Raw genomic sequence first — 21,739 nt, forward strand, 5'->3', positions numbered from 1 at the left:
TGCTAGCCCACTAATCTTTAGCTAGAAAACTATTCGAGAGGAGTGCGTTTATGCCCGACGGTTCGTCTCAAGGGCCGACGATTTGGAAAACAGTCGTGAAGGATCTACATCTGCCCATCTGGAATACTAAATAATGTTTTCACTTCTCTTAGTAGTTGGTGAGTCTGTCCAAGGAACCACCATTGTCTAACAAATCCAATTAACATCGATGCAATGAATCCATAAGCAACACCAGAGTGTGTTGTCTTCTCAACCATGTTTGTATCGTGTGCACCACCAAGGAAGAAAGCAATCATTCCAAGAATGATCATCAGCATCGTCCAAGGAATTGTTTGTCTCTTTGCAAGATCTGCTTTGTGAACATATCTTTTAACTTTTTCTCTATAAGGAGTTAAGTCGCCAGGAGCTTCATCAAATAATTCATTCAAGTTTTGTTCACTCGTAAGAATTAAATTGATATTATTCACTAGACGGGCAACACCAATGAAATAAAACATTACGAATGCCTGTGCGAAGATTGTATAAAGATAGGCTGGAATGGCCAATTTAATGTGGCTAATGCCAACATCAACAAATCCTAGTGCTACGCAAGTTGTTAATCCAATTGCAGCAACCATGATAACGATCAGTCCTCTAAGTAGATAGGCCATAATTTCACCTTTTATAATTGTCAACTATACTCTAATTTGCTAATTCTTATCCCATATTTAATAAAACATTTACTATAAGGCAATTTCTTCGTGAGCGAGAAAAATCAAAACACTAAGTTAGATAAAAAACTACTCGAAAGTAATCCGGTAATGGGCTCTTTAATGGTTCCTATTGCAATCGTACTTGTCGGAGCACTAATTATTTTTGGTGTGACAAAGATGCTTTCTAATGACCACTCTTACAAAGACCTAGTTCATGAGATGAAGTCGAAAACCTTTGGTAATAAGTGGATTGCAGCACTTGAGCTTTCTAAAGTCATCTCAGCAGGTGCGGTGAAAGAAGAGGATATTCCATGGTTAGTTACAAATTTAAGAGATATTTATAAGACAACTGTTGATCCAAGAACACGCGACTTCATCGTTGTGGCCATTGGTGCACTTGGAAATGAGGGGGGGCTACCAGTTCTTGAGCATGCTCTACAAACAAATAATCCAGAAATTAATTTTCACGCAATGGTAGCACTGTCAAAAATGCCTAAAGGCATTTCATTTAAGTGGGACCTTGTAAAAAGTTTCATCGAGAAAAATGATGCGGCCATGGTTCAGGTGACAATCCTGACTCTTGCTACTCATGAAGTTGATGGTACAGAAGATTTATTTATTAAGAGGCTTAATAGCGATCTCGGTTTTTCTGTGAGATATGCTGCAGCGACAGCGTTAATCGCATATAAGAACGATCAGGCCATCCCGACAGTTAATGAAATTTTAAACCTGAACGATGAGTCATTAGGTAAGAAATTGACTGTTCAGGAGATCAGTGGCCTTAAATTTAATGTACTCACTGCGTTAAGGCGAGCTGAATGGAAAAAGATGGCGCCAAGCGTTGAGGAAATGATTAATATTGAGAAAGATATAAAAGTAGTTAGTCTTGCAAAGGAAGTTTTAAATTCGTTGAAATAGTGATAACATCCTTCAAAGTATAAAATGAATTTGCAATAACTTATGAATCATAAATTGGGTCATCGTGACTTAAATTTGTGTATTTATGATTAGAAATAGAGGTTTTTTAAAATGTCTGATGATGTAAAAAAACAGTTAAACCGAAGAGAGTTCTTTAGTTTCGTAACTGTAGGTTGGGTTGCCTTCACTTCTGCAATCGCAGGTTTTTTAACACTAGCGTTTCGCTACAGTTATCCAAACGTTAACTTCGAGCCAGAGATGGATTTCGTTGCTGGTCGTCCGAACGATTACGAAGAGGGTGTAGATGAGCGTTGGAAGAATGGTTACGGTGTTTGGATTGTAAAAATGGAAGGACGTCTTTTCGCTCTTTCAAATATCTGTACGCACCTTGGTTGTGTTCCTAACTGGCTTCCTGCCGAGTTAAAATTTAAATGTCCATGTCATGGTTCTGGTTATTACCAAAATGGTATCAACTTTGAAGGTCCAGCTCCAAGACCATTAGAGAGATATAAGATCTCACTAAATGCTGAAGGAAAAATCATTGTCGATAAAACTAAGATTTATCGTTATGAAAAAGGTCAGTGGGACAATCCACAAAGTTACTTAAAAGTTTAATTTAGATTAATAAATAGGAAGGAATAACAATGGCTAAAAGAGGTGTTGTTGATTACATTAGGGAAACTCAGGTTTGGAAATCAATTTTCAGACATGGGCCTCCAACGAACGCAAGAAACAGAGCTGCTGTCGTAGCTGGTAACGTGTTTTTACACTTACACCCAATCAAACTTAAGAAATCAGGGGTTCAACTTGGTTACACTTGGTGTATGGGTGGACTTACATTTTTCATTTTCTTAGCACTAACTGTTACTGGTGTACTTTTAATGTTCTATTACAGACCAACTGCAGAGTACGCATATAACGATATTATTGCACTTAAAGAGCACGTGCCTTTAGGGATTATGCGTGAAATTCACCGTTGGGGTGCTCACGCCATGGTTATTACTGTGTGGCTTCACATGTTCCGTGTATTTATGACTGGTTCATATAAGCCACCTAGAGAATTTAACTGGGGTGTTGGTGTTATCCTTTTAGTATTAACTCTTCTACTATCATTTACTGGTTACCTACTTCCATGGGATCAGCTAGCGATTTGGGCGATTGCCGTTGGTTCAAACATGGCAAAAGCGACTCCTTTTATGGGGCACGGTGGTCCAGGTGCAGCTTTAGCACAAATTGGTGACTTCGTAATGGTTTCTGATAAAAACGACGTTCGTTTCCAGCTTCTAGCAGGACGTTTCGTTGGGGAACCAGCACTACTAAGATTTTATATTCTTCACTGTGTATTCATTCCACTTGTTGTTGGTGTTCTAATTGCAGTTCACTTCTGGCGTGTAAGAAAAGACGGTGGGATTTCAGCACCACTTTAAAAAATATATTTTGAGAGAAAGGGATATATAAATGAAAGAACTTATAAACTGGCTGGCCGATCCGATTAGATCATTCCCGATTACGACGGTCCTATTCTTCTTCATGATGAAGTACTATCGTGTAGTAGGAAGCAAGAAATTTGCTAAATGGGCACTTATTGCTGCTGCACCTATTACAGTTTGGTTTTGTATGGATGCAAACTTTAGAGCAATTATCCTATGGCCAGATAATATTCCAATTAACATTATTATCGTTCTTATTGCTTGGCTTACTTGGTATGCACTTTATAGAGCAGCTGAGAATGACAAGAGAATTGAGAATGGTGAGTGTCCAATCGAGGCACTTCCTGAAAATAGAGAGAAAGTATGGGTATGGCCTAACTTAGTTTTCACTGAGTTAATGTGTATGATCGGTACGACTATCTTCTTAGTAGTTTGGGCAATTATCTTTAAAGCTCCGCTAGAAGAGCCTGCAAACACTACTTGGGCACCTAACCCGGCCAAAGCACCATGGTACTTCCTTGGTCTTCAAGAAATGCTTGTATATTTCGATCCTTGGATGGCAGGGGTTGTTCTTCCAGGTCTTATTCTTGTTGGTCTTATTGCAATTCCATATATTGATACTAACCCAAAAGGGAATGGTTACTTCACAATCAAAGAAAGACCAATCGCTATGTGGGGATTTCTATATGGTTGGATCGTTCTTTGGATGTACCTAATTATCGTTGGTACTTTCTTACGTGGACCAAACTGGACATTCTATGGTCCATTTGAATTCTGGGACTTCCACAAGGTTGTTTCTGAATACAACGTAAACCTTTCTGAATTTGTATGGCTTAAGTGGCTTAACACTCCAATGCCTTCAAATATCGTTGTTAGAGAGATTGTGGGTATAATCCTAACTCTTGGTTACTGTTGTGTACTTCCTGTTGCGATTGCTAAATCGAAGTATGGGAAGAAGATTATCGAGAGCACTGGTCAGATTAGATACTATATTTTCATCATCCTTGTACTTGGTATGACATCACTACCAATCAAGATGGTTCTTAGATGGCTATTTAGCTTAAAGTATATTATCGCTCTACCAGAGTGGGAACTTAACCTATAAGCGAATCTGGATATAGATATATAAAGATACTTAAAGAAGAAGTAATAAAGGGTATATAAAAATGTCAAAGAAACATGAGCCAGGCATGGCCTATGATATGAAAAAACTGAATAAGATCTTCGCGATCTTTTCACTGGTTCTTTTGGTTACGGTAATATGGGTATTCCTAGATGATTACATGAGACCATGGAAAGCAATTCAAATCGAGGCAATGAAGATTGAAAAAGAAAAAATTGCCAAAGATATTGCTGAAGAAGAAGCAAAGATCAGTGCTGAAAAAGTAAAGGTTCTTAATGATGAATTAGCGGCAGCTAAGAAATCAGTTGAAGCTAAGAGCAAAGAAATTTCAAAAATTGAAGCAGAGCTTGATCAGGTAATTAAAGATATTAAAAAAGAGCAGATCGTTAATGGTCGTCTAAACTCAGACGTTGCTGCCCTTGCATTTAATTACGGTGTTGCTCACGCTGAACACGCGCCAAATGCTCACTCTTTATTTGAGAAACTTCAAGATAATAAGAAGAAGTTTGCTGCATCTACTGATAAGAAGAAAGCACTTCAAACTAAAGAGAAGAACTTAAAGAGACAACTTGCAGCTTTCAATGCTGATGTTGATTCAGTTAATAAGAAGATCAACGGAATCGTTGGTCGTCTAGAACTTCTTAAGGGTGCAGAGAAGAGAAAAGAAGTAACTCCTGTATTTGCACTAAGAAACCTACCTTTTATCGACTTTATGGACCCAACTGTTAAGGTTCAACAAGTTGTATTAGAAAATATTACTGACGATAGATTCTTTCAACACGTACCGAAAGTTGATCGTTGTATGACTTGTCACACATTCATTGATAAGCCAGGTTACGAAAATCAAGCAAATCCACATAAGACTCACCCCAACTTAGACCTAATGGTTGGAGCTAACGGTAAGCACCCAATGAAGAACTTTGGTTGTACTTCATGTCACGGTGGTGAAGGGCATAGAGTTAATGACTTCAATGCTGCTGCTCACATGCCAGCTACTGAAGAACAAAAACAAGACTGGATTGCAAAGTACAACTGGCATGAACCACACAAGGTACCTATCGTACAATTAAGACGTGGTGATTATGAAGCTGGATGTGTTAAGTGTCACAGTGGTGTTCAGTATATTCCACAGGCAACTACATTAAATGAAGGCCGTCGTGCACTTGAAAAATTTGGTTGTTATGCTTGTCACAAAATTGAAGGTTGGGAGCATAAGAGAAAACCAGGTCCTAGTTTAGAGAAGATCGCTGCAAAGCTTGATAAAGAATTCTTTAAAAACTGGGTTTGGGAACCAAAAGCATTTAATAAGCATGCAAAAATGCCTCAGTTCTTTAACAATGATAACAATAACTCACCAGAGTTCGTTAAGAAGAATATCGCTGAAGTAAATGCAATTGCTGAAGTTATTTACGCACAGTCTGAAAGCTATAAGCCTTTCATGAAATATACTGGTGGTAATAAAGAAAAAGGTAAGCAACTTGTTGGTGAAATCGGATGTCTTGCTTGTCACGGTGTTAAAGATTTTGCTCTTGAGTCTCAAAAAGTTGATGCTCACAAAGGTCCATACCTAGATGGTATTGGTTCTAAAGTAAAAGATGCTAACTGGATGGCTTCATGGCTTAAAAACCCAAGTCACTTCCAAGAAGATACAATCATGCCTTCTTTCAGACTATCTGATAGAGAAGTTAATGATATTACTGCATACCTAATGAGTTTAAAGAACGATCAATTCGGAAAGCTTAAGTTTGCAGAGATGGATAAAGGTGCAAGAGACGAGATCCTTGTAACTTATTTCTCAGCGTTCGATACTATTGAAGTTGCTAAAGCTAAGCTTGCAACAATGAGTGATCACGAAAGAACAATGGAATTAGGACGTCGTTCAATCGGTAAGTACGGTTGTTACTCATGTCACAATATTAAAGGTTTTGAAGATCGTGCACCAATTGGTCCAGAGCTTTCTAAACTTGGTTCTAAGCCTCTAACTCAATTTGGTTTCTCTCATGAGAAAGTTGAGCACTCAAGAGAAGCTTGGATTAAAGCGCACCTATTAAATCCAAGAAGATGGGATAATGGTGTTGATAAGCCATTTAAAGACTTACTAAGAATGCCTCAGTTCCACATGAGCGAAAAAGATGCTGCTCTAATTACAACAGCTCTTATCGGTCAAGTTGATCAGAAGATTCCTCTTAAAGGTGTTAAGAGATACGACGCTGCTGAAACTGTTGCAAATGAAGGTATGAAAGTTGCTGTTAAGTACAACTGTATTGGATGTCACCAAATTGATGGTGAGTTCGGTGATATGCTGAAAATTTACGATGATGTAAACGAAGCGCCACCACGTCTAGTTGAACAAGGACACAGAGTACAAGCTGATTGGTTCCATTACTTCCTTGGTGATGTATATGAAATCCGTCCATGGCTTAAGTTAAGAATGCCTTCTTTCAATATGAGTAAAGAAGAAAAAGAAAAACTAGTTGATATGTTCCGTGTAAAAGCTGACCAACCAATCTTTGATGAAAATGAAAAAGTTGTTTGGGAAAGTAAGGAAGAAAGACGTGCAGCGGTTCAGTTATTTAACGACCTAGCATGTGCTTCATGTCACACTACTGGATTTAATAGAGATCAAGCACTTGCTCCAGATCTTCACTTTGCTAAGAGAAGATTAAGAAAGAGCTGGATTAAGAAGTGGCTTGAAGGTCCAGATAAAATTATGCCTGGTACAACAATGCCATCTTTCTGGCCAGAAGGAGAGGCTGCGGATCCAGAACTTCTTGACGGTGATGCTAAGAGACAAATCGAAGCAGTTACTAAGTACGTACTTGAGTTAGGAAGTGATTTTTACTCACCAAAAGCTAAGAAAGCTGGAAAGAGATAACGGGAGTTTATAAATGGCAGGACATGCTAATACAAAAGATTTAGTTCATGACGGTGTAATTAGTTATCCAAATGACCCTCAATTTGGGCACGCAAGTCCAAATAAAATTGGGATGTGGTTATTTCTTGGAACTGATGCCATGTCATTTTCAGGCTTACTAATTGCTTATGCTGTACTTCGTGCAACTAAGCATTGGCCAAACCCTGTAGAAGCTCTTGGTGGAGTACACCTTTCAGGGATTATGACTTTCATTCTAATTTGTTCATCTGTTTCAATGGTTATGGCAATTGATGCTGTAAAAATGAGACAACCAAAAGCAATTAGAGGATGGCTTTTAGCTACAATTATTGGTGGTGTAATCTTCCTTGGTATCCAAGCATATGAGTACGTACACCTAATGTCAGATATGGGTATGACATTCTCGACTTACGAGCATGGTAATAACTTATTCTCGTCAACGTTCTTTGCTATTACTGGTTTCCACGGGCTTCACGTACTATCAGGTGTAATATTTCTTATTTACATGTATGTACTTGCTCTTAAGGGACGCTTTGACAAAGGTGACTACGGACTTCTAGAAGTATGTGGTCTTTTCTGGCACTTCGTTGACCTTGTTTGGATTCTAGTATTTACATTTATTTACTTAATTTAATGAATGAACATATGTTGTAAGAAAGGCCCTACTTATGTAGGGCCTTTTTTGTTTTGGGCTAAAAAAATGGACTAAGCATTCCGAAAAGTATATAAGGCAAGTATATGAAAAGTTTCTTATTACCAATTGGCATATTAATTCTAGTACTATTTTCAGACTACGTTTTTGCGTGTCCTGGTTGTGCTGGATCGATGGATAATCCAAAGGATGCAAGGCTTGTTTGGATTCTCGTAACTTTCATTGGCCTAATCTATATTCCGTTTTTTATTCTTTATAAAACAATTCATAAATATAGAAAAAACTCAGTAGCTTCTAGGATTCATGAAGAAGAACAACAGTAATTTTATCTATACATTACTCTTTATACTAAGTGGGTTAATTGCACTTTTCTTAGTTTGGTTTATTTATTTTAAGCCTGAAGCGGCCGTTAAACTTTGGTGGGTTGATTATCTACCAATGGTAAATGCTGTACTGAATTCAATTTCTGCAACTTTACTATTTGTGGGTTGGCGATTTATTAAGAAAAAAAATGTTTCAGCACATATTAAATGCATGTCGGGGGCAACTGCTACTTCTGCATTATTTCTTGTTTCATATCTCCTTTATCATCACTTTCATGGTGATACGAAATTCATCGCACAAGGTTTTGTAAGGCCTGTGTATTTTGCAATTCTAATTTCTCACGTTCTTTTAAGTATCGTGATGTTGCCGATGATTTTAATTACTCTTTGGAATGCTTTGACTGGAAGTTTTAAGAGTCATAAAAAATGGGCAAAGTGGACTTTACCCATTTGGCTTTATGTTTCAGTAACTGGTGTTTTAATCTTTTTCTTTTTGAAATATCTTAATTACTAGATTCTTTCTTTGCTTTCTTTCTCTCTTCAGCATCAAGTCTTGATTTTGGTAGTACCGCTTCGTGTGGAGAAACAACAACTTTTTCACCGATAACGACATCACCCATAATTGAAGCTTTTAGCCCAACTGTTGCACCTCTTTTAATTACAGTTGGTGCAATTACAAGAAAACCAGCTTGAGCATAGTGAGCAAAGATTGTTGCTGAGCCACCAATTGTTACGTAGTCCTCAAGTGTAATGAGGCATGGGTCAGAAATATTCGTTGTATTGATGACACAGTTTTTTCCAATTTTCATCCCCATCATTCGATAGAATAAAGTGATAATAGGTGTTGCTTGAAAGAAGTCTAAGACTGTGTAGCGAACTAATTGTGTTAGCGCATTATGGTAGTACCAAGGAAGAGTTTCTAATGAAATCCAACTTCCTTTAAATGGTTTCATTTTAAGAGGATAGATCCAGTTAAAGAATGGAACGATAAAGATAAGTGTTAATGCATAAGCAGCATAAGACATTACAAATGCAAATGACATTGCAAGAGCTTGAATAAGGAAGTGTTGGCCTGCAACGCTTTCATATGCTGTCGTTAAAAAAATATAACCAGGAGTTAATCCAAGAGTAATACAAATAATGTAAACGACAATCGGAGGTAGCATTGCTGCCATATAACCAATTGCTTGGTTCTTTCTGAAAATATTCTCTAATACTTTAGCAAGGCCTTTCTTGTTAGAGGCCCCTGATTGAAGCTCTTCTTGTGATTGCTTTTTCTTTTCTTCCATCTTTTCCTAACCAATATTTTTAATTATTTTAATAAGTTTAATTATATCATCACTATCTTGATAAATACTAAATCCAAAACGCAAAATATTTCGGCGATAATCAACATTCACTTGATTGGCCTTGAGGTCTGCAGCGTAGTCTTCACATTCTTGTGATGTTGAAAATTTGAAAGCAATAAAATGACCTCTACTTGTTGTTGTCACGATTTTACTTTCTAATTTTGTGCCTAAGATACCAGATAAGAATTCAGTTTGATTTTTTTCAACGTGGGCATGAATGTCACGTACTGAAATGTTTTCTTGCTTCCAAAGATTTAATACAGCATTCATTCGATAGATGGCAGTAAAGTCCATTGTCGATCCAGCAAAACGAAAGCCATCATTACTAAATGGGACCTTGTCTTCACTAAAATTTGTAAGATCTCCCATCTGGGCAAACCAACCTGTATTTCTTGGAGTTAGGTTAGTATCTTGAGGAGAGATAAGAAAACATGAGCCTTCCCCTGAGCCACAGTATTTATAGCCGCCGGCCATGTAGAAAATACGATCTTCTATTTCACTTAAGTCTGTTGGTAGTGCCATAAATGCATGATAGGCATCAATAACAATTTCTGCCTTAGAATTAATTGCTTTTACAAAAGAGACGAGATCTTTAATTGCAAAGGCAGAATTAAAAAATACTTGGCTAATGAAGATGAGATCATATTTGTCAGTATTTGCTTCTTGAATGAAATTTTCGATAAAGCTCTCGTCATTAGTATTCTCAATCTTAGTCACTTCGAAAATTTCTTCTTCTGATAGACGATTAATTTGGCGATCAAAAGAGTAGAACTCACTATCAGTTGTTAAGATCTTTGCACCATGGGGGAGAGCTGAAAGAACTCGATAAGCTAACTCATGTGTGTTTGGTGCAAATGTAATTTGCTGAGGTTTTGAAATATTTAAAACGTTTGCAATATTACTTTGCAGCTGGGCAAATTCATTTGAAAAAAACTTACCCCACTTTTCGTCAACGTATTTAGCACTATCATCCCAATACTTGATTTGCGCATCTCTTGTGACATCTGGCCAGTAATGGTGAGAGTGGGCCGCAAAGTGAAGTTTTCCTTCGTTTGCATTTAAAAATCTTTCAAAATATTTTTTATACATTCTAGTCTCTGTAATTAAAGTTCATCGCTGTTTTTAGTTTCTCAGGAAGAACTGGTCTTTGTGATCTTGGAATAATAAAAGTTGAAAGGTTAAATAGATCGATAAACGAACGATTGTTATCAGCAGCACCTTTTAAGTATTGATGACCTGAAGATCCACCTGTCCCAATTTTAGTTCCTAACATTCGATGTGCCATTAGCGCATGCTTGTAACGCCAAGTAGTAAAATTCTCATCAATATCCATAAGGTGAGCTAGTACTGTGTATGGAAGAGTTAGTATTGGCTCATCTCGGTAAAGAAGAACAAATAGGGCATTTAGGGTAGCTTTCTGAGAAAGTCTTCTCTTTCCCTCTTTCACTAATTTATTATATTCATCTGAATTAAAAAGAGTTTCAAATGTATCTCGAGTACTTTGAAGATTTGCCTTTTGTATCTCTAATGCTTTTGGCGGTAGAGTTGCCATATTATCTAAGACAGTGAGCTCATCTCCGCATAGCATATCTTCAACACATGATTGATATTCACTCCAGAAATCAAATTCTGCATTAAATGTGAATGGCATTCTCTCTAGCCACTTTTCAAGGGCCGAGAATAAAGTAGGCTCTTTTTCAATCTTTAGAAGTCTTTCTTTATCTTGTTCATTGAGTCTTCCTAGGAAGTACTCACGATCAACCTCTTTTCTTTGATTAGTAGATAGTCCTAGTAGAATCTCTATTTCTCTAAATTGAACACTTTGGAAACCTGAGGCAGGAACTAATAAATCCCTAAACTCAAGAAAGTCCATTGGAGTCATTGTTTCCATGACTTCCAATTGTCCCAAGAGAAGCGTTTGAACTTTTTTAATTCTCTCAAGTCTTGAGCAAACTGTTGAAAGAAATGACTCTTCCACTTTATCTACTGAGAAAATGCTTTTTATCGAGTTAAGCTCGTGTAGTATCTGTTTAAACCATAATTCATATACTTGATGCACAACTATAAAGAGTGTTTCATCATGTGCCTCATCTCCATATTTTTTAGAGAGAGGATTTTGCGTATCGAGTAATTTATTCAGTTCTAAATAGTCACCATAATAGACAGGTCCGTGATTTTTGTGCATATTGACTCCTATATAGAAATACTATCCCATCACTTTGAAATTGAAAATTATTCATATTTCTAGTTGGGTTAAGAAAGTTGAAATCAAGTTGAAGTTGAAATGGAAAGTTCTAAAAAGTTACGATTCAAAAAGTTTTTGCCTGTAGTCATAATCACTGTTTTTGCACTTATTCTAATTGGAGGGATGGTTAGAAGTACTGGAGCTGGAATGGGCTGTCCAGATTGGCCAACTTGTTTCGGTCAAGTGGTTCCTCCGACTAGTATTGATCAGCTTCCTGCTGATTATCAGACTCGATTTGCAAAGCCTGGCCGTATTGTCGCAGTTTTCAATCCTATTCATACATGGACTGAGTACTTCAATAGAATGGCCGGTGTATGGACTGGAATTGCTTCAATTATCTTATTTGTCCTTTCATTTGCTTATAAAAAAGAAAATAAGAAGGTTGTTTGGCTATCTGGCCTAGCTCTGTTCTTAGTGGTTCTAAATGGTGGTGTAGGAGCAATGGTTGTAAAATCACACTTACACCCTGGGGTGATTACGATTCATATGCTCTTGGCGATATTCCTAGCTTTTGCCCTTGCTCATTTAAAATATGAAGTGACGGAAATTGAATTTCTTCGCAAACATAATGTCGACCGCTACAAAGACTTCTTATGGGTTCTTGTTGGACTAGTTGTCATTCAAATTGTTCTTGGTACACAAGTTAGAGAGCAAATTGATTTAATTACTAATACTGAGCCGAATCTATCGCGAACAAATTGGGTTGATCGTCTTGATATGATCTTTTATATCCACCGTTCATTCTCAATTCTAATTCTTTTAGGCTTTTCTTACACTCTTAGAAAAATCATGGAAGAGTTTAAAGATAACTCTTTTGTCCAAAAGAAGTGTATCTCAATTATGTTAGTATTAATTGGTGTCATCACAGCAGGTGTTATCTTAGCATATCTGGCATTCCCGGCATTTGCTCAACCAGTTCACTTACTATTTGCAATTTTACTATCATATTTTATTTATGAATTATTAATCATCCTTAAAAAATCACAAGAAGTGGAGCTGTAATGTATCGTACACTTGCCTTCATCAATATCTTATTAACATTAGGTTTAATTGTCATTGGTGGGTTAGTGAGTGCGGACTTCACTGGCCTAGAATGTACTTCTTGGCCAATTTGTTATGCGGCGACTGTTGATAAGTCGTCAATATATCCAATACTCCACAGAATTTTTGCTGGAATTATTATTGTTTTAAATACATTTCTCTTTATCAAGCACCCAAAAGAGAAGTCTGTTCGTTTAGGTTTATTCCTTCTCGTTCTCCAATCACTTCTAGGTGGGATTAACTTTATTTATAAATTACCAACTTTAGTTAGTGTTTTTCACTTAATTCTAAGCTTTGCCTATATCGCTATCTTTTCTCAGCTTTTTTATCCTGTTGTAGAAAAACAAGATTTGAATTTAAAAGGTTATTCTCCTTCAGCAAAAGACCTTGTTTTCATTATGTTACTCATTGCTTTTGTACAGTTCTTCTTTGGTGGAATTGTTCATCAAACGGCAACAAAAGATGTATGTGGGCTAGGGGATAATATTAATATCTTATGCCAGACGACGGAGGGGCTAAGTTTTTGGCCTTCAACTGTAGCTGCGCAAATTCATTCTCTTCATAAGTATCTTGGAGTTCTATTTCTAGGCTTCTTACTAGCTTTTCTTTTCAACATTAGAAAAACGATCACACTCTTACACGGAAAGGCCTTTAAGCAATTTTCGTTGCTAACAGGAAGTTTAGTTACTTTATTTCTCATTCACTTATTTAATGCAAAGAGATTATTCTTACTAACTGATACAACTTACTTTCAAGTACTACACCTTTTATTAGCAGTAATCATCACTCTAAATCTACTGTTCTTATTTCAGTGGTTTAAGCGTTTTGAAGAAACATATTTTGGTGGATATAGGCATACAGTTGCAAGTGACTTATTAAGTTTAACCAAACCACGTCTAGGTTTACTTGTTGTTTCGACAATTGTTTCGGGAATTCTTCTAACAGGACAATATGTCGATTTCTTCTATTTGATTAATGCACTTATTTTTTCAATTTTGATCGTGATGTCAGCAACGACAATTAATTGCTACATGGAGATTGAAGTTGATTCAAATATGGCCCGTACAAAAGATCGCGCTCTTCCTGCTGGAAGAATAAAACCAATTTATGCCGTTATTCAAGGTTGGGCCCTTTTCATCCTTGGCTTCAGTCTAACTTATGTAAATGTAAATAAAGTTACTGCATTGCTCGGTGCGTTGGCATTTTTTTCTTACCTTTATGTGTATACGCCAATGAAGAGAAAAAGTCCTGCTGCATTATTTGTTGGTGCTCTACCTGGTGCAATTCCACCGGTAATGGGCCGCACAATTGTAACTGGCGAGATTGATGGTCTAGCAATTTTATTGTTTGGAATTCTGTTTATCTGGCAAATTCCACACTTTATGGCCATCTCAATTTACCATAAACAAGATTACGCGGAAGGGGATATTAAGGTCTATCCTCACTACTACTCGATTGCCAAAATGAAGGTCTGTATTGCTCTTTGGACATTACTCTTATTTTTATTTAGTAGTGCTGGCTACTTCTTCGATCTTAATTCTAAGAACTTTTTTATCGCCTCTCTAGTCGTGAACGGCGTATTTTTCGCACAGAGTTTGCAAAGTTTTTTTATTCATGATGAGCCGAGTTATGTGACTTGGGCCCGACAATATTTTTGGGGTTCTATAATCTATTTACCACTCTTGCTATCATTGATGATTTTCCTTAGCTAAATCGTGGAAAATGTTATAAAAAAGGGTTAAAATTTATCAATTCAAATTAATAAAGTATTTCAATAGAAGGAAGGTCTATGGGATTTTTGACACCTGTTTTAGCTACAGTTGTTAGTACAACTTCTAAGCAGATGAGTCTTTGGGAAAGAATGAAACCACCTGAAGATATCTCTGTGCACGGTCACTTAATCGATTGGTTATTTGGCTACACTACTTACATGAACCTCTTTTTCTTTGCATTAGTATGTGCAGGATTATTTGGTTTCTCTTACTTTTATTCAGCAAAGAGACACCCAAAGCCTTACTATACTTATGGGAATAAGAAGATTCATATCATCATCGCGACAGTAATTGGTCTATCGGTATTCCTAGGAATCGATATGAACATTACAAGAATGTCGAATGAAGACTATGTAAATGTTTTTGCTAAGTGGCCAAAAGAGGACGAGAATCCACTTCGTATTCAAGCACTTGGTCAGCAGTGGGCATGGCACTTCAGATATGCTGGTGCAGACAATGTTTTCAATACTGAAGATGATGTTGTTCAGTTAAATGACTTAAGACTGCCTGTTGGTCGTAAAGTTGTTATTCAAGTACTTTCAAAAGATGTAATTCACTCACTATATTTTCCAAATGCTCGTCGTAAGGTTGATGCAATTCCTGGTCGTTTAACTCGTCTATGGTTTGAACCGACTAAAGCTGGTACTTGGGATATTGCTTGTGCAGAGATGTGTGGAACATATCACTATAGAATGAAAGCTTCTCTTACTACTTACTCTCAAGAAGACTATGCTGCTTGGATTGCAGAGGCTCAAGAGAAAGCTATTCATGAGAATGACCCTGAAAACCCTGAATTATTCTGGGGTTGGAAGTGGCAGTACTAATTACAAGATAACTTTTAGGAGAATATAAAATGGCATTTTTCGAGCAACATATTCACTCAGAGCCAAAGACTTTCATCTCAAAGTATATTTTTTCTTATGATCACAAAGTGATCGGAAAACAATTTCTTTGGTACGGAATCATTGGTCTAGGTTTAGGTGGGATGATGGCCCTTATGATTCGCTGGACACTAGCGTTTCCTGGAGAGGCATTCCCAATTCTAGGTAACTTACTTTTCCCTTCAACAGGAGGAGTAGTTCCACCAGATACGTACGCGATGCTTTTTACTATGCACGGTACGATCATGATTTTCTACGCTATTACACCAATTCTAATTGGGGCGTTCGGAAACTATCTTATCCCACTGCAAATTGGGGCAAGAGATATGGTCTTCCCTTTACTTAATATGCTTTCTTTTTGGATTGCAGCTGCTTCAGCGTTAATTCTTGTTGCATCTCTGTGTTTACCACTAGGTGCTGCAGCAGGTGGTTGGACTTCATACCCAACTTTATCAACGCTAATTGGTTCACCAGGGGCCGGGCAAACTCTTTGGACACTTGCTCTTTTCCTTCTTGGTGTTTCTTCAACAATGGGTGCAGTTAACTATATTACAACGGTTATCGTTCTTAGAGCTCCGGGTATGGGATACTTTGATATGCCACTATCTGTTTGGGGTCTATGGCTAACAGCTATTCTAAACGCGATTTTCCTTCCAGTTCTTGGTGCAGGTCTTTTACTTCTATTATTTGACCGTGTATTTGGAACTACTTTCTTCCTAGCTGGTGCAGCTGCAACTACTGGGACAGGTGATCCAATCCTTTACCAACACGTATTCTGGATTTTCGGTCACCCTGAAGTATATATCCTTATTCTTCCTGCATGGGGGATTGTATCTGACTTACTTTCTTTCTTTGCAAGAAAACCAGCATTTGGTGCGAAAGCAACTGCGCTTTCAATGACTTCAATTACAATTCTTTCAACAATTGTATACGGTCACCACATGTATACGACTCAAATGAGTCCACTTTTAACTCAAACGTTTATGACTCTTACAATGACGATCTCAATTCCATCTGCAATCTTCTTTGCAAACTGGTTAGGGACTATCTGGAAAGGGTCGATCAAATTTGATACTCCAATGATCTTCTCACTTGGTGTTGTATTCGTATTTGGTCTTGGTGGTCTAACTGGTCTATACCTAGCAACAGTTACAACTGACCTTTACCTACACGATACATACTTCGTAGTTGGTCACTTCCACTACACGATGGCAGCTTCTGTTCTTCTTGGTGGATACGCAGCAATTTATTTCTGGATGCCGAAAATGTTTGGTAAATTCCTAAATGAATTCTGGGGTAAAGTACACTTTTGGATCACAATGATTGGTCTAAATGGTGTATTCATGGGAATGATGATTGTTGGATACGCAGGTATGCACAGACGTCTTTATAACCCATTTGTTTACGAATTCATGGAAAGACTAATCCCAATTAATGCATTTGTTACTTACTCTGCATTACTTATGGGTCTAGGGCAAATTCCTTTCGTGATCAACTTTGTTTACACAATTTTCTTTAAGAAAGAAAAAGAACCAGTACCTAACAACCCTTGGAATGTTGGTACTCTAGAGTGGACAATTCCATCACCTTCACCAGTTTATAACTTCAAAGAAGTTCCTGTTGTTAAGTGTGGACCACACGAATTAGGAAACCCTAATCTTCCAGAAGGTAAGGATTTCCAATATCAAACTGAAGAATTAGTTGAGGCGTAATTAGAATGAACCAAGTAATGTCGAATAAAGAACTAGAAGCGAGAAAGATCACATCATCAATTGCGATGATTGTCCTACTTGTTTCTTTTACAATGCTCTTTGCTACGATGCTACTTGGTTATTCTGTTTACCGTCTAACTGTTGATGTATGGCCACCAATGGGAATGCCGAGAATACCTCTTACAATCCCTGTGGTTAGTACAATAGTTATTGCGTTAAGCTCTGTGACTCTAGTGTTGTTTGAATCAGCATTCAATAAACAAAACACTAAGGCCATGAGACTTTATTTCGCATTAACTTACTTATTAGGTCTTGGTTTCATGTTTGTTCAATGGCAACTTTGGAACTCAATGGCCGCGATGGGACTTCAAGCTTCTGGCGGAGTATTCCCATCTTTATTTTATGCATTAACTTGGACACATGCTGCGCATATTGTTCTAGGTTTAATTGCACTTTTATTTCTTTTGCCTGTTTCGATTAATGGTTACAGTGTAGAGAAGGTAACTTGGGTAGAGAATGTATCTAAGTTTTGGCACTTTTTAGGTGTCGTTTGGTTAGTAATGTTTATCGTTATGTTTGTATTTTAAGAGGATAGCTATGAAGAAAATGGCATTAACTTTAACAGCAATGTTTACAATTTTATCTTTGGTTTCTTGCCAGGAAAACCACTTCAAAGAAGATAAAGTATTCGCAGGTGGCCTCTATGTTGAGAAAGATGTTCTTAACAGAGGGAAGCAAATTTACACTGAATACTGTATGCCTTGTCACGGTGTTGACGGTGACGGAAAAGGTGTAGCAGCTAAGGCAATGAAAGTTCCACCACGTGACTTTACTAAAGGTGTCTTCAAATTTGGAGAAGTTGAAGCAGGAACTCTTCCACACGATAAGCACTTATACAAGATTCTTGAGAAAGGTCTTCATGGAACAGCAATGCTTCCTTGGGACTTAACTGAAGATCAAATGTTTGAAGTTGTTCAATACATCAAGACTTTCGCTCCATCTGTTTGGGAAGGTAAAGATAAAGAACTTGGTAAACAAATTACTCTTGGTAAAAACCCATATGGTGTTGCTCACATCCAGTCTGCAATTGAAGAAGGTAAGAAGGTTTACCACTCAGATGCAATGTGCTGGTCATGCCACAGAGCTTACGTACCAAAAATGGAGCTTGCTCAGCTTACAGGTATGAGTGAAGGTGACTTCTCTGATGCAGATTATCAGTCTAAGCTTCAAGAAACAGAGTGGGGATTCAAATCTCTTCCACCAGATTTTACTTGGAACACAATTCGTTCAGCTGAAACAGTTGAAGAGATTGCTCTACGTTTAGCTGCTGGTGTTGGTGGTACAGCTATGGCCGCTTGGAAAGGTACTCTTACTGATGACCAAATCTGGGCCGTTGCACACTATGTAGACTACCTAAAGAGTTTAAAAGATACAGAAGCTCGTAAAGAGTTAATGGATCGTATTAAAAATCAATAAGAGTTAAATAATGACTAGTTTAGGTATAAGAAGATCAAATTCACTAATCGAAACGCTTGTCTCAAAGAAGGCGTTTTGGTTAGTTTTTGTTCTTTATTTCTTTTCTGTACCTTTTTTCAAATCGGTTTTCAGAGAACTTCCTCCTGAGCTACCTGTCGTAAAAGAACTGCCGGCCTTTTCACTTACTAATAGTTTTGGAAAAACATATGGGTCTAAAGAATTAGAAGGTCGCGTTTATATTGCGAATTTCATTTTCACAAATTGTCCGTCTAGTTGTCTTAGACTTACGGCCGAGATGCAAAAGATTCAAAAGAGAGTAAGAGGTTTAGGACAAAAAGTTGCTCTTGTTTCATTTACTGTGGATCCTGAAACAGACAATCCTAAAACACTATTCAAATACGCTAGAAAACATCAAGCGAACCCTTATATTTGGACTTTCTTAACTGGAAAGACTGAAGATATGCAAGCTACAATCATAGACGGCTTTGGAACTGAGATGGGGAAAATGCAAGAAGTTGAAGCTAATGTTAATGGTGAAACGGTAACAATGTTTGATATTGCACACTCTGAAAAACTTGTTCTTGTTGATGGACATGGTAAAATCAGAGGTTATTACGATTCAACTAGTAAAGATATTAATAAGCTAATGATTGATCTTGGTTTATTAGTTAATAAAGAACAGTACTTAAAAAATTAATTTATTATAAATGGAGAATAAAATGGCTGAAGGCGCACATCATTCACACAAGAAATTATATATTTTTATTTTCTTCGTTCTAACGTTCCTAACAGTTGTGGAACTTATCATCCCTGGGATGACAAATATTGCAAAGTTTTACCGCGATAGTGCTCTAGTTCTTTTAGCATTAGGAAAAGCTTTCCTAGTTGCTTACTACTTCATGCACTTAAATGAAGAAACAAAGTGGACTCGTTTTGTTGCTGCAATTCCTATTTCAGCTGGAGTTTACGCTACTGTGCTTATTTTAGAATCAATGTTTAGATAATAAGACAAAAAGGAGTTTGTATGTCTGAAAACACGAATACGACTACACAACAAGTACCAAGTAAAGAGCCATTACCAGTAAAAGACGGACAATTTACTGCAAAGACAAGTTGGATTATTGGATTTTTAATTGTTGGGCTCCTGATTTTAAAAACATTCATTTACACAAAAGATAAAAAAAGACACGGAAAATAAAAAAAGCCTGCATCGATTGCAGGCTTTTTTTTTATTAACACGTAATTAATTGTGCAATTAAATCCTTACTACTAATTCCTTCTATTCCTAAAACTAAGCAAAAAATCTTATTCTCGTTAATAAATACACCGGCACTGTATCCTGGGCCATTTCCATCATGACCAAAATAGCTACCAAAATTTGAATTTGGATCACCTAAAATTCCATATCCATAATGTGGAGAGAAGTACTTACCGTTGAATGGGATTTTATAAAGAGTTGTATAAGTTTTAAGTGTTTTACTTGAAAGAAAGTTTTCAAAAAAAATATAATTGAAAACTTTTGTTATCTCTTCAGGAGTCGATTTGATAAGGCCATGTGAAACCCATTGTGGATGATAAATCTCTCTTGCATCTTCAACGTTTAAGTAAAAACTTTTTTGTGTTGGAAAAGTTAAACTTTTAAATTCTTCTTGAGTAATAATCGATTTGGTATTTTTAAGTTGTAACTTTTTAATAAAAAAAACTTCAATCAATTCTTCAAAACTTTTTGAATATATTTTTTCTAAAATTTTTTTCAAAAAAAGATAACCAATATTCGAATATAAAAAATTATTTTCTGTTTGAGATTGTTGGCCTTGCTTTGTCACAATACTAATTAGTTCACTCTCGCTTAATGGCCCGCTAGGACAAGTGGTTACAGCATTCTTATATTCGTTTGTATAACCATAATCACCTAAGCCTGAACGATGTAAAAGTAATTCAGCAATTGTCGTATTCTTTAGCCATTCATAATTCGTACAACTAATAAACGTAGATAGCTTATCTTCTAGTTTTAATTTTTTATTTTCAATTGAATGAAATATTAGAGATGCGATAATCGTTTTAGTTATACTATAGATAGGAAAGGTATTACTTTTAAACTTGGTATCAACATCGTTTGCAATTAAGTTAAAGCTTTTATTCGTTCGATATGAAAAGTGATAAGAGCAGTTTAAATTATCTAATAATGTTTTGATTTCTTTTATATTCATAAGTAATAAAAAAGCCTGCATTGAGCAGGCTTATGTAGTTTGTCTATAGATTTAAATTATTCAATATATTCAATGCTAATAATTTTATCGCCTTTCTTAACTTTTTTTAAGATTTCTAAACCATCAACAACCTGACCAAATACAGTATACTTATTATCCAGATGAGGAAGTGCTGTTAAAGCAATATAGAACTGAGAATCAGCACTGTTCTCATCTGTTAAAGTACGTGCCATGGCCATAGTTCCGGTAACATGACTTATATTATTAAATTCTGCTTGAATCTTTTTACCTGAACCACCACTACCAGTAGCTGTAGGATCACCGGTTTGAATAACAAAGTTCGGTATTACACGATGGAATGATAAACCATCATAGAATCCACTTTGAATTAGTTGGATTATACGTGCAACTGTATTAGGTGCCTTTTTTGGGTAAAATTTAAACGTAATATTCCCATGAGAAGTCTTAATAATACCCTCTGACTCAGATAATCCGGTACGATCTACATTTATTTTAAAGACATCGACCTTTTTGTCCGATACCTCTTCCTGTGTTTTTGTATCAGTGTTCTTAGTACATCCTATAAAGATGAAGAGAAACAGGGATATTCTTACAAGCCTTACAATAGTCATTATTTAAATTCTCCTTTTCTAATGAAATTATGATAGGAAATTAAAAAAAATGCAAAAAAAGTAAAAAAAAAGAAAAAAGAGTGTTGACATATGAAACGAGGTCACATAAATTACGTTTCACCTTGAGAGATGAACGAAACAAATCACTGCTTAAAACAGTGAGAAGTTATCTTGTGGGCGTGTAGCTCAGTTGGGAGAGCACCTGCTTTGCACGCAGGGGGTCGCAGGTTCGACTCCTGTCATGTCCACCATTTATTTCAAGAGGCTCTTTAACATTTTAATATAGTATAAAAGATTTGCTACTTAGGTGGCAAACAAGATGAGAAGAAATCCAAAATAAGTTTTAAACGGTTTTTGAAAGATCTGACGTAACTGAATCATTGAAGTTAC

General features: G+C 36.6%; 23 protein-coding genes and 1 tRNA gene. 18 read left to right on the forward strand and 6 right to left on the reverse strand.

The window, feature by feature from the left end; translation table 11 throughout:
• Positions 1 to 104 precede the first annotated feature (104 nt).
• Positions 105 to 650: a hypothetical protein gene (locus tag ABMA72_RS10535; protein WP_392861057.1), complete on the reverse strand. Its 546-nt coding sequence runs from the start codon at positions 648 to 650 to the stop codon at positions 105 to 107.
• A gap of 90 nt (positions 651 to 740) precedes the next feature.
• Between ABMA72_RS10535 and ABMA72_RS10540 the strand changes: the two genes are divergently transcribed.
• From ABMA72_RS10540 to ABMA72_RS10575, 8 genes are all read left to right on the forward strand, one after another.
• Complete coding sequence (locus tag ABMA72_RS10540) at positions 741 to 1,610, forward strand: HEAT repeat domain-containing protein (RefSeq protein WP_393057051.1); 870 nt, start codon at positions 741 to 743, stop codon at positions 1,608 to 1,610.
• A gap of 111 nt (positions 1,611 to 1,721) precedes the next feature.
• Positions 1,722 to 2,225, forward strand: a complete 504-nt coding sequence (locus ABMA72_RS10545; RefSeq protein WP_393057053.1) for a ubiquinol-cytochrome c reductase iron-sulfur subunit — start codon at positions 1,722 to 1,724, stop codon at positions 2,223 to 2,225.
• 29 nt (positions 2,226 to 2,254) lie between these two features.
• Positions 2,255 to 3,037 carry a cytochrome b N-terminal domain-containing protein gene (locus tag ABMA72_RS10550; protein ID WP_021267697.1) on the forward strand — a complete coding sequence of 261 codons (783 nt, stop codon included), beginning with the start codon at positions 2,255 to 2,257 and terminating at the stop codon, positions 3,035 to 3,037.
• Positions 3,038 to 3,068: 31 nt separating this feature from the next.
• Complete coding sequence (locus ABMA72_RS10555) at positions 3,069 to 4,145, forward strand: cytochrome C (RefSeq protein WP_393057054.1); 1,077 nt, start codon at positions 3,069 to 3,071, stop codon at positions 4,143 to 4,145.
• 61 nt (positions 4,146 to 4,206) lie between these two features.
• Positions 4,207 to 7,038: a c-type cytochrome gene (locus ABMA72_RS10560; RefSeq protein WP_393057056.1), complete on the forward strand. Its 2,832-nt coding sequence runs from the start codon at positions 4,207 to 4,209 to the stop codon at positions 7,036 to 7,038.
• A gap of 13 nt (positions 7,039 to 7,051) precedes the next feature.
• Positions 7,052 to 7,690: a cytochrome c oxidase subunit 3 gene (locus ABMA72_RS10565; protein ID WP_021267400.1), complete on the forward strand. Its 639-nt coding sequence runs from the start codon at positions 7,052 to 7,054 to the stop codon at positions 7,688 to 7,690.
• Positions 7,691 to 7,794: 104 nt separating this feature from the next.
• Complete coding sequence (locus ABMA72_RS10570) at positions 7,795 to 8,031, forward strand: hypothetical protein (RefSeq protein WP_392861050.1); 237 nt, start codon at positions 7,795 to 7,797, stop codon at positions 8,029 to 8,031.
• Positions 8,012 to 8,545 carry a DUF420 domain-containing protein gene (locus tag ABMA72_RS10575; RefSeq protein ID WP_393057058.1) on the forward strand — a complete coding sequence of 178 codons (534 nt, stop codon included), beginning with the start codon at positions 8,012 to 8,014 and terminating at the stop codon, positions 8,543 to 8,545. Before ABMA72_RS10570 ends, ABMA72_RS10575 begins: the two co-directional genes overlap by 20 nt.
• On the opposite strand, the gene ABMA72_RS10580 is transcribed toward ABMA72_RS10575, so the two are convergent.
• The 3 genes from ABMA72_RS10580 to ABMA72_RS10590 are packed head-to-tail and all read right to left on the reverse strand — an operon-like array spanning position 8,535 to position 11,565.
• Positions 8,535 to 9,320 carry an acyltransferase gene (locus ABMA72_RS10580; RefSeq protein WP_392861047.1) on the reverse strand — a complete coding sequence of 262 codons (786 nt, stop codon included), beginning with the start codon at positions 9,318 to 9,320 and terminating at the stop codon, positions 8,535 to 8,537. The genes ABMA72_RS10575 and ABMA72_RS10580 overlap by 11 nt on opposite strands.
• A 6-nt stretch (positions 9,321 to 9,326) precedes the next feature.
• Positions 9,327 to 10,469, reverse strand: a complete 1,143-nt coding sequence (locus tag ABMA72_RS10585) for an aminotransferase class V-fold PLP-dependent enzyme (protein WP_393057060.1) — start codon at positions 10,467 to 10,469, stop codon at positions 9,327 to 9,329.
• Position 10,470: 1 nt separating this feature from the next.
• Positions 10,471 to 11,565, reverse strand: a complete 1,095-nt coding sequence (locus ABMA72_RS10590) for a tryptophan 2,3-dioxygenase family protein (protein ID WP_393057061.1) — start codon at positions 11,563 to 11,565, stop codon at positions 10,471 to 10,473.
• A 135-nt stretch (positions 11,566 to 11,700) separates the two neighbouring features.
• Here ABMA72_RS10590 and ABMA72_RS10595 point away from each other — a divergent pair, with 135 nt between their 5' ends.
• The 9 genes from ABMA72_RS10595 to ABMA72_RS10635 all read left to right on the forward strand — a co-directional run bounded on the left by ABMA72_RS10595 (position 11,701) and on the right by ABMA72_RS10635 (position 19,705).
• Complete coding sequence (locus tag ABMA72_RS10595) at positions 11,701 to 12,627, forward strand: heme A synthase (protein WP_393057063.1); 927 nt, start codon at positions 11,701 to 11,703, stop codon at positions 12,625 to 12,627.
• Positions 12,627 to 14,378, forward strand: a complete 1,752-nt coding sequence (cyoE, locus tag ABMA72_RS10600; RefSeq protein ID WP_393057065.1) for a heme o synthase — start codon at positions 12,627 to 12,629, stop codon at positions 14,376 to 14,378. Before ABMA72_RS10595 ends, cyoE begins: the two co-directional genes overlap by 1 nt.
• A 77-nt stretch (positions 14,379 to 14,455) precedes the next feature.
• Positions 14,456 to 15,262 carry a cytochrome c oxidase subunit II gene (locus ABMA72_RS10605; protein ID WP_392861038.1) on the forward strand — a complete coding sequence of 269 codons (807 nt, stop codon included), beginning with the start codon at positions 14,456 to 14,458 and terminating at the stop codon, positions 15,260 to 15,262.
• Positions 15,263 to 15,291: 29 nt separating this feature from the next.
• Positions 15,292 to 17,031, forward strand: a complete 1,740-nt coding sequence (locus tag ABMA72_RS10610; protein WP_021267663.1) for a cbb3-type cytochrome c oxidase subunit I — start codon at positions 15,292 to 15,294, stop codon at positions 17,029 to 17,031.
• Between the two features lie 5 nt (positions 17,032 to 17,036).
• Positions 17,037 to 17,618 (forward strand): heme-copper oxidase subunit III, encoded by a 582-nt coding sequence (locus ABMA72_RS10615; RefSeq protein ID WP_392861035.1) that lies wholly within the window; start codon positions 17,037 to 17,039, stop codon positions 17,616 to 17,618.
• Between the two features lie 10 nt (positions 17,619 to 17,628).
• Positions 17,629 to 18,507, forward strand: a complete 879-nt coding sequence (locus ABMA72_RS10620) for a c-type cytochrome (protein ID WP_021267527.1) — start codon at positions 17,629 to 17,631, stop codon at positions 18,505 to 18,507.
• 10 nt (positions 18,508 to 18,517) lie between these two features.
• On the forward strand, positions 18,518 to 19,204 hold the full coding sequence (locus tag ABMA72_RS10625) for an SCO family protein (RefSeq protein WP_392861033.1): 687 nt from the start codon (positions 18,518 to 18,520) through the stop codon (positions 19,202 to 19,204).
• Between the two features lie 22 nt (positions 19,205 to 19,226).
• Positions 19,227 to 19,511, forward strand: a complete 285-nt coding sequence (locus ABMA72_RS10630; RefSeq protein ID WP_392861031.1) for a cytochrome C oxidase subunit IV family protein — start codon at positions 19,227 to 19,229, stop codon at positions 19,509 to 19,511.
• A 20-nt stretch (positions 19,512 to 19,531) separates the two neighbouring features.
• On the forward strand, positions 19,532 to 19,705 hold the full coding sequence (locus tag ABMA72_RS10635) for a hypothetical protein (protein WP_392861029.1): 174 nt from the start codon (positions 19,532 to 19,534) through the stop codon (positions 19,703 to 19,705).
• A gap of 34 nt (positions 19,706 to 19,739) precedes the next feature.
• Here the strand turns inward: ABMA72_RS10635 and ABMA72_RS10640 are convergent, their stop codons facing one another.
• Entirely contained in the window at positions 19,740 to 20,717 is a 978-nt protein-coding gene (locus ABMA72_RS10640) for a serine hydrolase domain-containing protein (RefSeq protein WP_393057067.1), read from the reverse strand.
• 56 nt (positions 20,718 to 20,773) lie between these two features.
• Positions 20,774 to 21,349, reverse strand: a complete 576-nt coding sequence (locus ABMA72_RS10645) for a peptidylprolyl isomerase (RefSeq protein ID WP_393057069.1) — start codon at positions 21,347 to 21,349, stop codon at positions 20,774 to 20,776.
• Positions 21,350 to 21,524: 175 nt separating this feature from the next.
• Between ABMA72_RS10645 and ABMA72_RS10650 the strand changes: the two genes are divergently transcribed.
• Positions 21,525 to 21,600 (forward strand) — tRNA-Ala (locus tag ABMA72_RS10650).
• Positions 21,601 to 21,739 lie beyond the last annotated feature (139 nt).

The organism is Halobacteriovorax sp. CON-3 (genome assembly GCF_043196995.1).
In the GTDB taxonomy this organism is placed as follows: Bacteria; Bdellovibrionota; Bacteriovoracia; order Bacteriovoracales; family Bacteriovoracaceae; genus Halobacteriovorax_A.